The organism is Streptomyces fradiae (assembly GCF_041270065.1).
Lineage (GTDB): Bacteria > Actinomycetota > Actinomycetes > Streptomycetales > Streptomycetaceae > Streptomyces.
In genome coordinates this window covers 7327660-7339151 of record NZ_CP065958.1, presented here as the reverse complement: position 1 = coordinate 7339151, position 11492 = coordinate 7327660, and the positions used below count along the sequence as shown (strand labels likewise).

The following is an 11492-nucleotide window of genomic DNA, read 5'->3' as shown; positions in this document are numbered from 1 at the left end:
GCTCGGGTGCGCTGCGGGGCGGGTCAGGCCCGGTCGCCCGCGGCGACGGCGTCGGAGCCGGTTTCGGCGTCGGCGTCGGCCGTCGCCGGGGCGGCGTCGCCCTGGTCGTCGCGCGAGCGGGCGAGGTCACGTCCGCGGGTCTCGCGGGTGACGGCCACGGTGATGGTGGTGACCACGGCGGCCGCGCTGAGGTAGACGGCGATGGGGGTGGACGACGCGTAGTCCTTGAGGAGTTCGACGGCGATGATCGGGGCGAGCGCGCCGGCCAGGATGGAGGCGAGCTGGGAGCCCATCGAGGCGCCGGAGTAGCGGACCTTGGTGTCGAACATCTCGGAGATGAACGCGGCCTGCGGCCCGTACATCGCGCCGTGCAGCAGCAGGCCGGCGGTGACGGCCAGGGTGATGACGGCGAACGACCCGGAGTCGACGAGGCCGAAGAAGACGAACGCCCAGACGGCCATGCCCACGGAGCCGATGAGGGTGACGGGCCGCCGCCCGACGCGGTCGGACAGCGCGCCCCACAGCGGGATGGTGACGAAGTGGACGGCGGAGCCGATCAGGACGGCGTTCAGCGCGGTGCTCTTGGGGAGCTCCAGATGGGTGGTGACGTACACGAGCAGGAAGGAGGTGAGGATGTAGTACGAGATGTTCTCGCCGAACCGGGTGCCGATGGAGGAGAGCACCTCGCGCCAGCTGCGCCGGAACACCTCGACGACCGGGGCCTTCTCCTGCACACCCTGCGCGGCGGCGGCCTCGGCCTTGGCCTGCGCGGCGAGGAACACCGGGGACTCGGACACCGAGACGCGGATCCACAGTCCGATGACCACGAGGAGACCGGACAGCAGGAAGGGGACACGCCAGCCCCAGGACTGGAAGGCGGATTCCGACTGGAAAGCGGCGAGGAGGGCGAGGACTCCGGTGGCGAGCAGGTTGCCGCCGGGGGCGCCGGCCTGCGGCCAGGAGGCCCAGAAGCCGCGGTTCCTGTCGCCGCCGTGCTCGGAGACGATGAGGACGGCGCCGCCCCACTCGCCGCCGAGCGCGAAGCCCTGGACCAGGCGCAGCACGGTCAGCAGGATCGGCGCGCCGATGCCGATGGTCTCGTACGTGGGCAGCAGGCCCATGGCGAAGGTCGCGCCGCCCATCATCAGGAGGCTGACCACGAGCAGCTTCTTGCGGCCGATCTTGTCGCCGTAGTGGCCGAAGACGATCCCGCCGAGCGGGCGGGCGGCGAACCCGATGGCGTACGTGATGAAGGCGATCAGGGTGCCCACGAGCGGATCGGCGCTGGGGAAGAACAGCGTGTTGAAGACGAGGGCGGCGGCGGAGCCGTAGAGGAAGAAGTCGTACCACTCGATGGTCGTGCCGATCAGGCTGGCGGCGACGATACGGCTGATGCCGCTTCTCGGCGTGGTGGTGTCAGACATGGGTTCACCGGTTTCACGAACGGACGGGACGGGATGGTGCGGTTACGGGGTGATGCGGGGTACGGGGGCGGGCGCGGTGTGTGCGGTGTACGGGGGCGGGTGCGGGGTCAGCCCGCGGTCCAGCCGCCGTCGAGCGGGAGAGAGGCGCCGGTGAGGTAGCCGGTGTGCGGGCCGCACAGCCAGAGGACGGCGGCGGCGACCTCGTCGGACTCCAGGAGCCGCTTGACGGGCGAGCGGGCGAGCATCACGTTGCTGAGCACGTCGCCCTCGCTGATGCCGTGGGCGGCGGCCTGGTCGCGGACCTGGCCCTCGACGAGCGGGGTGCGGACATAGCCGGGGTTGACGCAGTTGCTGGTCACGCCGTGCGGGGCGCCCTCGATCGCGGCGACCTTGCTCAGCCCCTCCAGGGCGTGCTTGGCGGCGACATAGGCCGACTTGTAGGCGCTGGCCCGCAGCCCGTGGACGCTGGAGACGTTGACGATCCGGCCCCAGCCCTGGGCGTACATGTGCGGCAGGGTCCGGCGCATCAGCAGGAACGGTGCGGTGACCATCACCTTCTGGATCAGCTCGAACCGCTCGGTGGGGAACTCGGTGAGTGGTGCGACGTGCTGGAGGCCGGCGTTGTTGACCAGGATGTCGACCGCGGACGGGAGGAGGTCGACGGCTCCCCCGTCCGCGAGGTCGGTCACGTGCGCCGTGCCGCCGGCGATCTCGGCGACGGCCTTGGCCGCCGCGCCGTCCCGGTCGACCACATGGACCTGGGCGCCGGCCTGGGCCAGGGCGAGGACACAGGCCCGGCCGATGCCGCTGCCGCCGCCGGTCACCAGCGCCGTCCGCCCGCTCAGGTCGATCGCGGCGGTGGGCGGCGGCAGGGGAACCGGCGTGGGAAATGTGTTCGTCATGGCCGGAAACAGTAGGGAGAGCCCCGGGCCGCTCCCATGTGTGTGCCGACCATAAACATGTGCGTTTGAGTGGTGCTGGCCACCATGGAACGGCGAGATCTACCCGAGGGAGCAGGTGTTCGCGAGGGTGACCGGGTCCGCGCCGACGGGCTGGGCGACGGTGCCGGAGGCGGGCGGCCGCTGGCCGGTCGCGAGCCAGCGTTCCAGGGCCGTGAACGCGGTGCGGTGGCACGGCGTGAGCGGGCGCAGCCGGTCCGGGAAGGAGTCGACCAGGGAGTCGGTGTGGGTGCCGCCCTCGATCCGGTAGTACCGGAACAGGGAGCCGCGGCCGGCCTCGCGCACCATGCGGGCGTAGACGTCGGAGTCGCGGCTGATCGGCAGCAGGACGTCCAGGGTGCCGTGCAGGGTGAGCAGCGGCTTGCCGATCCGCCCGGTCAGGCCGATCCTCGCCACCGCCTGCCGGACCTCGTCGGGCCGGGCGGCGTAGTCGTAGTCGGTGTCGCAGCCCGGTGTGCCGCTCGCGCAGTACGGCGTGCCGGCCTCGGTCGCGCCGTCGAAGCCGGGGTCCAGTTCCTCGCGGTAGATGCGCTGGGTCAGGTCCCAGTAGACCTTGTGGTGGTACGGCCAGAGGAACTCCGACCCGGCGGGGAACCCGGCGGCGTGCAGGGCCTCCCGGGCCTGCTCGGCGCCCTCGCCGCCGGCGGCGTACCCGGGGTAGTGGCGCAGCGCCGGGGGCAGGAAGTCCAGCAGGTTGGGGCCGTCGGCGCGCCAGAGCGTGCCCTCCCAGTCCACTCCTCCGTCGTAGAGCTCGGGGTGGTTCTCCAGCTGCCAGCGGACCAGGTAGCCGGCGTTGGACAGGCCGGTGACCAGGGTGCGGGCCGGCGGGCGGTGGTAGCGCTGGGCGATCGTGGCGCGGGCGGCGCGGGTGAGCTGGGTGACCCGGTCGTTCCACTCGGCGATGGCGTCGCCGGGGGCGGTGCCGTCCCGGTAGAAGGCGAGGCCGGTGTTGCCCTTGTCGGTGGCGGCGTAGGCGTAGCCGCGGGCGAGCACCCAGTCGGCGATGGCCCGGTCGTTGGCGTACTGCTCGCGGTTGCCGGGGGTGCCGGCGACGACCAGGCCGCCGTTCCACCGGTCGGGCATCCGGAGGACGAACTGGGCGTCGTGGTTCCAGCCGTGGTTGGTGTTGGTGGTGGAGGTGTCGGGGAAGTAGCCGTCGATCTGGATGCCGGGCACTCCGCTGGGGACGGCCAGGTCCTTGGGGGTGAGGCCGGCCCAGTCGGCCGGGTCGGTGTGGCCGGAGGCGACGGTGCCGGCCGTGGTCAACTCGTCGAGGCAGGCGCTCTGTTGGCGGTCGGCGCCCGGTACGCGGAGCTGGGCGAGGCGGGCGCAGTGACCGCCGGGGGCGGACGGTGTCGCCGTCGCGGTCGCGGTCGCCGGGGCGGTGCCGAGGGTGAGGGTGAGGGCGGCGAGCGCGAGTGCCGCCGGAGCGCCCCGCCGCCAGCGGCGGGGTGCGGAACGGAAGGTGGGGCGGTGCATCGGTGTGCCTCCGAGGTTCATGGACAGGGACCCGCGGGAGGCTATGACGCCGTTCGTCCGTCAGATATGGGTGTGCGGCCCACCATCCGCTGACAGCTGGTGGGTTCGAACACCACCCCGGGCAGATGGCCGGACGACGCCTTGCCTCGCGCCGGCCCTTCTCTATCCGGCCGCGCGCGGGCCGGACCATGGAGCGCCGTCACACTCGTCCTCCGCCAAGGCTGGCTGTCCCGCCCATGTCGCCGCCGGTGAACGGGCCCGCATGATGCACGCCACACCGGCGGCGCGAGCCGCGTCCGCCGCCGGTGCCTCGCCATCCCCATCCCCATCCCCCATCGGAAGGCATCAGCCATGGGACAGCCGTACCCTCCGTTCCGCCCCGCACGGGGCCGTGTGTTCGGCGGCATCCGCCGCTGGCTCACCGCCGCGGCAGGCGCCCTCGCCCTCACCGGGGGTCTGATGGCCGTGGGCCCCCAGGCCACGGCCGCCGGACTGACCCAGGTCACCGGCTTCGGCTCCAACCCCGGCAATCTGACCATGCACACCTATGTGCCGGACGGCCTGGCCACGGGCGCACCGCTCGTCGTCGCCCTGCACGGCTGCACCCAGAGCGCGAACGACTACTACGCCCACTCCGGCTGGCCGAAGTTCGCCGACCAGTACGGGTTCGCCCTGGTCTTCCCGCAGACCACCAGCGCGAACAACGCCAACTCCTGCTTCAACTGGTTCGATGCGGCCGACAGCAAGCGCGGCCAGGGCGAGGCCCTGTCCATCAAGCAGATGGTCGACACCGCCGTCGCGCGCTACGGCAGCGACACAAGGCGCGTCTACATCACGGGCCTGTCGGCCGGCGCCGGCATGACCGCGAACATGCTCGCCGCCTACCCCGACGTCTTCGCCGGTGGCTCGGTCGACTCCGGCCTGCCCGCGTCCTGCGCGACCAGTGTGTCCGCCGCGTACACCTGCATGTACAGCCCGCCGGACAAGACGCCCGCCCAGTGGGGCGACCTCGTGCGCTCCGCCGCGCCCGCCGGCACCACCTCCTGGCCCCGGGTGGCGGTCTGGCAGGGCACCTCGGACACCACCGTCGCCCCGGCCAACGCCACCGAACTGCGCGACCAGTGGACGAACGTGTGGGGCATCGGCCAGACGCCCTCCCGCACCGAGAACCTCTCCGGCGGCACCACGCTGAGCGAGTACGACGACGCCGGCGGCAGGCCCGCCGTGTCGGTCTACTCGATCTCCGGCATGGCCCACGGCCTCGCCGTCGACCCGGGCAGCGGCCCCGAGCAGTGCGGCACCGCCGGCACGTACTACCTCGACACCATCTGCTCCAGCTACCACACCGCCCGCTTCTGGGGCCTCGACGGCGAGGGCGGCGGCGGGGAGGACCCGGGCTCCCTGCCCGCGCCGACCGGTCTGACGGTCGGCGGGACCACGGACGCCACGGTGTCCCTGAGCTGGAACGCGGTCCCCGGGGCCGCCTCGTACACCGTCTACCGCGGCGGTACGAAGGTGGGCACGACGACGTCGACCGCCTACACCGACACCGGTCTGGCCACCGGGACCACGTACGGCTACACGGTCGCGGCCGTCGACGCCGCCGGGGCGACGGGCGCGGTCTCCGCGCAGGTCACCGCGGTCACCACCGGCTTCACGCCCACGTGTCACACGGCGAGCAACTACGCGCACACCACGGCCGGGCGCGCCTACCAGAGCGGCGGCTACACCTACGCCAACGGCTCCCAGCAGGCCATGGGGCTGTGGAACACGTTCACCACGCACACCCTGAAGCAGACGGCACCCGGCTACTACGTCCTCGCGGACTCCGGCTGCTCGGCCTGAGGCCCCCGGCTTCCCTGGGCTTCCTCGGCTGCCTCCGCGGCGCGCCACGGCGTACCGCGGGGGCAGCGGTCACCCACACACCGGACCCGGTTGCTATGGCGACGACAGCCATGGTTGCGGCCCCGGCCCGCTGCCTAGGTTGTGTGCTCGTCGCCAGTACCGGCACCGGCTCCGACCAGCGAGGTCGTCCGGCTGCCCGAGGGAAAGGGATCCGTCCATGGGTCTGGACAAGACGGTCGCGAGCGCGGCGGAGGCGGTGGCCGACATCCCCGACGGCGCCTCGCTCGCGGTGGGCGGCTTCGGCCTCTGCGGGATACCAGGCACGTTGATCAACGCCCTGTGGCAGCGCGGGGTGAACGGCCTGGAGGTCGTCTCGAACAACTGCGGCGTCGACGACTGGGGCCTCGGCCTGCTGCTCGCCGCCGGTCAGATCGCCCGGATGACGAGCTCGTACGTGGGAGAGAACAAGGAGTTCGCCCGCCAGTATCTGAGCGGGGAGCTGGAGGTCGAACTCGTCCCCCAGGGCACCCTCGCCGAGCGGCTGCGGGCCGGCGGCGCCGGCATCCCCGCCTTCTACACGCCGGCGGGCACCGGAACCCAGGTCGGCGAGGGCGGACTGCCCTGGCGGTACGGGACTGACGGTGCGGTCGCCGTCGCCTCGCCCGCCAAGGAGACCCGGGAGTTCGGCGGACGCCCGTATCTGCTCGAACACGGCATCACCACCGACTTCGCGCTGGTCCGCGCGACCATCGGCGACCGGCACGGCAATCTCGTCTTCCGTTCGTCCGCCCGCAACTTCAACCCGCTGGCCGCGATGGCCGGCCGGGTGACCGTCGCCGAGGTGGACCATCTCGTCGAACCGGGCGAGCTCGACCCCGACGAGATCCAGCTGCCCGGCATCTTCGTCCAGCGCGTCGTCCGGGTCACCCCGGGCGACCCCACCGCGGAACGGCGCGTCGAGCGCCGGACCGTCCGACCGGAAGGCGCCGCCTGAGATGGCCCTCACCCGTGAGCAGATGGCGGCCCGCGCCGCCCGCGAACTGACCGACGGCAGCTACGTCAACCTCGGCATCGGCCTGCCGACCCTCATCCCCAACCACCTGCCGCCGGGCGTCGAGGTGGTCCTCCAGTCCGAGAACGGCATCCTCGGGGTGGGCCCGTACCCGACCGAGGACGAACTCGACCCCGACCTGATCAACGCGGGCAAGGAGACCGTCACCACCCTGCCCGGCGCCTCGTTCTTCGACTCCGCCCTGTCCTTCGGGATGATCCGCGGCGGTCACATCGACGCCGCCGTGCTCGGCGCCATGCAGGTCTCGTCCGCCGGCGACCTCGCCAACTGGATGATCCCCGGCAAGATGGTCAAGGGCATGGGCGGCGCCATGGACCTGGTGCACGGCGCCGGCCGGGTCATCGTCCTGATGGAGCACACCGCGAAGGACGGCACGCCCAAGCTCGTCGCCGAGTGCGGCCTGCCGCTCACCGGCCGGGCCGTCGTCCAGCGCGTCATCACCGACCTCGCCGTCGTCGACGTCACCGGGGACGGCTTCGTCCTGGCCGAACTCGCCCCCGGCGTCGCGGTCGACGAGGTCAGGGCCGCGACGGGCGCGGAACTGACGGTGCCGGCGGGTTTCCGTAGTACGCGTCCGGGCCGTGCTTGCGCGTGAAGTGACGGTTCAGGAGGTGCTGCGGGGGTTCGACCGGGCCGAGCACGATGGTGTGCAGGGCCATCTCGGCCACGGCCTCGCAGATCACGGCGTGCTCCAGGGACGCGGTGGCACTCGCGCCCCAGGTGAACGGGCCGTGGTGGGCGACCAGCGCGCCGGGAACCTCCCGGGCCCGGGTGTCGTCACCGTCGAGGAGGTCCACGATCACCTGGCCGGTGTGGAACTCGTAGTCCCTGGCGCACTGTTCGGGGGTGAGCGGCGCGGTGACGGGGACGGGGCCGTTGAAGGTGTCCGCGTGGGTCGTGCCGAGCACCGGGATCGGCCGCCGGGCCTGGGCGAAGGCGACGGCGTGGGTGGAGTGGGTGTGGGTCACCCCGCCGATGGAGGGAAAGGCGAGGTAGAGACTGCGGTGGGTCTCGGTGTCGGTGGACGGGCGCAGCCGGCCGTCCACGACGCTCCCGTCGGACAGGGAGACAACGACCAGGTCGTCCTCGCTCAGCGCCTCGTAGGCCACTCCCGAGGGCTTGATGACGAAGACGCCGGCCTGTCGGTCGACCCCGCTCACATTGCCCCAGGTGAGGGTGGCGAGCCCGGCTCGGGGGATGCGGAGGTTGGCCTCGAACACCTCCCGGCGCAGCTCCTCGGACACGGTCTGGCTCATGGAGGACTCCGTCCTGGTGGGAGTGGGGGTGTTCACAGGCTCTGGGCCAGTCGGTGGTAGGCCTGGTTCCAGCGCAGTTCGCGGGTGAAGCGCCGGACGGTGGTGTCCTCGTCGATGACGACGAGCTCGGTCCGCAGCATCTCGGCGAGGTCGTCGAGCTCCTCGCCGCCGAGCGCGGTGGTCAGGACGGTGTGGTGCGGTGCCCCGGCCGTCAGCCAGGCCTCGGTGGAGGTACGGAGATCCGGGCGGGGCCGCCAGACGGCGCGGGCGACGGGGAGCCGGGGCAGCGGCTCGGGCGGGGCGACGACGTCGATGTGGTTGGCGACGAGGCGGAACCGGTCGCCCAGGTCGGCGAGGCCCACGACGACCGCCGGACCGGGGTCGGCGTCGAAGACGAGACGGACCGGGTCCTCGCGTCCGCCGATGCCGAGCGGGTGGATCTCGCAGCTGGGCGTGCCCGTGGTGAGCGAGGGGCAGACCTCCAGCATGTGGGCGCCGAGGATGAGCTCCTGGCCGGGCGTGAGGTCGTAGGTGTAGTCCTCCATGAAGGAGGTGCCGCCGGGCCTGCCGTGGCCCATCGCCTTGAGGGTGCGCAGCAGGGTGGCGGTCTTCCAGTCTCCTTCGCCGCCGAAGCCGTACCCGTCGGCCATCAGGCGCTGCACGGCGAGGCCGGGCAGCTGCCGCAGGCCGCCGAGGTCCTCGAAGTTGGTGGTGAAGGCGTGGAAGCCGCCCTCCGTGAGGAAGCTCCGCAGGCCGGCCTCGATGCGGGCGGCGTAGCGCAGCGAGTCGTGGCGCTCGCCGCCGGTCCGCAGCTCGGGTGCGAGGGCGTAGCGCTCCTCGTACTCCTTGACGAGCGTGGTGACGGTGTCCTGGTCGGCGGAGTCGACGGCGGCGACCAGGTCGTTGACGCCGTAGGTGTTGACCGAGACGCCGAACCGCAGCTGGGCCTCGACCTTGTCCCCCTCGGTGACGGCGACGTCGCGCATGTTGTCGCCGAAGCGGGCGAGCTTGAGGGTGGTCAGCTCGGCGCGGCCGACGGCGGCGCGGGCCCAGCCGGCGATGCGGTCGACGACCTCGGGGGTGGTGACATGGCCGGCCACGGTCTTGCGGGGGACGCCGAGGCGGGTCTGGACGAAGCCGAACTCGCGGTCGCCGTGGGCGGCCTGGTTCAGGTTCATGAAGTCCATGTCGATGGTGGACCAGGGCAGTCGCCGGTTGGCCTGGGTGTGCAGATGGAGGAGCGGCTTGCGCAGGGCGTCGAGCCCGGCGATCCACATCTTGGCCGGGGAGAAGGTGTGCATCCAGGAGATCAGGCCGATGCAGCGGTCGTCGGCGTTGGCCTCCAGGCAGACGGCGCGGATGGCGGCCGCGTCGGTGAGCACCGGCTTCCAGACCAGGCGGACGGTCAGCTCCGGCCGGCCGGCGAGGATCGCGCAGAGGGTGCGGGACTGTTCGGCGACCTGGGCCAGGGTGTCGTCGCCGTAGAGGGCCTGGCTGCCGGTGAGGAACCAGATCTCGTGGTCGGGCTGGGCGGCGGGCGTCATGTCGGGTGTGCTCCTCGGAGGTGGTGCGGGGCGGGGAGGTGCGTACGGGCCGGGGCCGGAGGGAGGTGCCCGGCTGGTCAGTCAGTAGTGGCGGCGCGTGCGCTGTTACGGATCCGGCGCAGGCGGTGCAGCAGGAGGTCCGTACCGGTGCCGAAGTGCTCGTGCAGGGCGCGGTACTCGCCGAACAGCGCGTCATAGGCGTCCGCCCGCGCGGGGTCGGGCAGATAGGCGTGGCGCCGGACGCTGCCCATGGCGGAGGCGGCGGAGCGGACGTCGGGGTACGCGCCCGCGGCGACGGCGGCGTGGATCGCCGAGCCGAGCGCCGGCCCCTGCTCGGAGGTGCCGAGGGAGACGGGTCGGCGGAGCACGTCGGCGTGGATCTGCATGAGCAGCGCGTTCTTCTTCAGGCCGCCGGTGACGATGAACTCCTCGACGGGGATCCCGCCGTCCTCGAAGGCCTCGACGATCAGCCGGGTGCCGTAGGCGGTGGATTCGAGGAGGGCCCGGTAGACGTCCTCGGGCCGGGTGTCGAGGGTGAGACCGGCGACGACTCCGGAGAGGTGGTGGTCGACCAGCGGGGAACGGTTGCCGTTCATCCAGTCCAGGGCGACCAGGCCGTGCGCGCCGACCGGCTGGTCGGCGGCCTTGCGGGTCAGGAGCTGGTGGAGGTCCTCGCCCGAGGCCTCCGCCTCGGCGCGGTAGTGGTCCGGGACGCCCTGCCGGAGCCACCAGGCGAAGATGTCGCCGACCGCGCTCTGGCCGGCCTCGTAGCCGTAGGCGCCCTGGACGATGCCGCCGTCGACGACCCCGCAGATGCCGGGGATCTCGGCGAGGGCGGCGCCGTTGAGGACATGGCAGGTGGAGGTGCCCATGATGGCGAGCAGCCGCCCGTTCTCGACGGCGCCCGCCGCGGGCGCGGCCACGTGGGCGTCGACGTTGCCGGCGGCGACGGCGATGCCCTCGGGGAGGCCGGTCCAGCGGGCGGCCCGGGCGCTCAGGCCGCCGGCGCGGGAGCCGAGCGGGGAGAGCGGGTGCTCGAGGCGGGTGGCGGGGAAGTCGGCGAAGTCCGGGTGGAGTCCGGCGAGGAAGCCGGGCGACGGGTAGCCGCCGTCCTGGTGGATGCCCTTGTAGCCGGCGGTGCAGGTGTTGCGGGACTCGGTGCCGGTGAGCTGCCAGACGATCCAGTCGGCCGCCTCGATCCAGCGGGCGCAGGCGGCGTAGACGGCGGGGTCCTCCTCCAGGACCTGCAGGGCCTTCGCGTACTGCCATTCGGCGGAGATCTTCCCGCCGTACCGCCCGATCCACTTCTCGCCGCGGGCGTGTGCGAGGGCGTTGATGCGGTCGGCCTGGTCCTGGGCCGCGTGGTGCTTCCAGAGTTTGGGCCAGGCGTGCGGGCGGGCGGCCCACTCGGGGGTCAGGGCGAGCGGGGTGCCGTCCGGGGTGGTCGGCAGGACCGTGCAGGCGGTGAAGTCGGTGGCGATGCCGATGACGCGGGCGGGGTCGACTCCGGCCTCGGCGACCGCCGCCGGAACGGCCGTACGCAGCACGTCCCGCCAGTCCTCGGGGTGCTGCAGGGCCCAGTCGGGGGGCAGGGTCGCGCCGGTGGCGGGCAGGCGGTCCTCGATGACGGCGTGGCGGTACGCGTGGACCGCCGAACCGAGTTCGGCGCCGTCCCGGACCCTGACCACCACGGCGCGTCCGGAGAGGGTGCCGAAGTCGACGCCGACGGTGCAGGCCTCGGGATGGTGACGGGCGGCGGCGGGGTCGGGAAGGGCGTGTGCGGTCACGGTGGGTCTCTCTCGTCATGGGCAGGGCCGGGGAGGGCGGGGAGGGCACGGGGAGAGCGGGAGAAGCACCTTGATTGTTAGCGCTCACATTTGGCAGAGACAAGAGCTGCCAGGGAATTGGGCGAA

General features: G+C 72.6%; 9 protein-coding genes. 3 read left to right on the top strand and 6 right to left on the bottom strand.

All coding sequences use genetic code 11. The features are described 5' to 3' along the window. Window positions 1–23: 23 nt before the first annotated feature. The 3 genes from JAO84_RS33345 to JAO84_RS33335 all read right to left on the bottom strand — a co-directional run bounded on the left by JAO84_RS33345 (window position 24) and on the right by JAO84_RS33335 (window position 3862). A complete protein-coding gene (locus JAO84_RS33345; RefSeq protein WP_370416186.1) occupies window positions 24–1424 on the bottom strand; it encodes an MFS transporter in 1401 nt (466 codons plus the stop codon). 107 nt (window positions 1425–1531) lie between these two features. Further along, complete coding sequence (locus tag JAO84_RS33340; RefSeq protein WP_370416185.1) at window positions 1532–2326, bottom strand: 3-hydroxybutyrate dehydrogenase; 795 nt, start codon at window positions 2324–2326, stop codon at window positions 1532–1534. Between the two features lie 99 nt (window positions 2327–2425). Next, window positions 2426–3862, bottom strand: a complete 1437-nt coding sequence (locus JAO84_RS33335; RefSeq protein WP_370416184.1) for a 3-hydroxybutyrate oligomer hydrolase family protein — start codon at window positions 3860–3862, stop codon at window positions 2426–2428. Between the two features lie 351 nt (window positions 3863–4213). Here JAO84_RS33335 and JAO84_RS33330 point away from each other — a divergent pair, with 351 nt between their 5' ends. The 3 genes from JAO84_RS33330 to JAO84_RS33320 all read left to right on the top strand — a co-directional run bounded on the left by JAO84_RS33330 (window position 4214) and on the right by JAO84_RS33320 (window position 7374). Beyond that, on the top strand, window positions 4214–5707 hold the full coding sequence (locus JAO84_RS33330) for a PHB depolymerase family esterase (RefSeq protein WP_370416183.1): 1494 nt from the start codon (window positions 4214–4216) through the stop codon (window positions 5705–5707). Window positions 5708–5924: 217 nt separating this feature from the next. Continuing rightward, window positions 5925–6701 carry a CoA transferase subunit A gene (locus JAO84_RS33325; RefSeq protein WP_370416182.1) on the top strand — a complete coding sequence of 259 codons (777 nt, stop codon included), beginning with the start codon at window positions 5925–5927 and terminating at the stop codon, window positions 6699–6701. Window position 6702: 1 nt separating this feature from the next. After that, entirely contained in the window at window positions 6703–7374 is a 672-nt protein-coding gene (locus tag JAO84_RS33320) for a CoA transferase subunit B (RefSeq protein WP_370416181.1), read from the top strand. Here JAO84_RS33320 and araD read toward each other — a convergent pair. From araD to araB, 3 genes are all read right to left on the bottom strand, one after another. Then, window positions 7298–8035, bottom strand: a complete 738-nt coding sequence (gene araD / locus JAO84_RS33315) for an L-ribulose-5-phosphate 4-epimerase AraD (protein ID WP_370416180.1) — start codon at window positions 8033–8035, stop codon at window positions 7298–7300. The genes JAO84_RS33320 and araD overlap by 77 nt on opposite strands. Before the next feature lie 32 nt (window positions 8036–8067). Continuing rightward, window positions 8068–9579, bottom strand: coding sequence for an L-arabinose isomerase (gene araA / locus JAO84_RS33310; RefSeq protein WP_370416179.1), 1512 nt, complete (start codon window positions 9577–9579; stop codon window positions 8068–8070). Window positions 9580–9656: 77 nt separating this feature from the next. Next, window positions 9657–11366 carry a ribulokinase gene (gene araB / locus JAO84_RS33305; RefSeq protein ID WP_370416178.1) on the bottom strand — a complete coding sequence of 570 codons (1710 nt, stop codon included), beginning with the start codon at window positions 11364–11366 and terminating at the stop codon, window positions 9657–9659. Window positions 11367–11492: the final 126 nt, after the last annotated feature.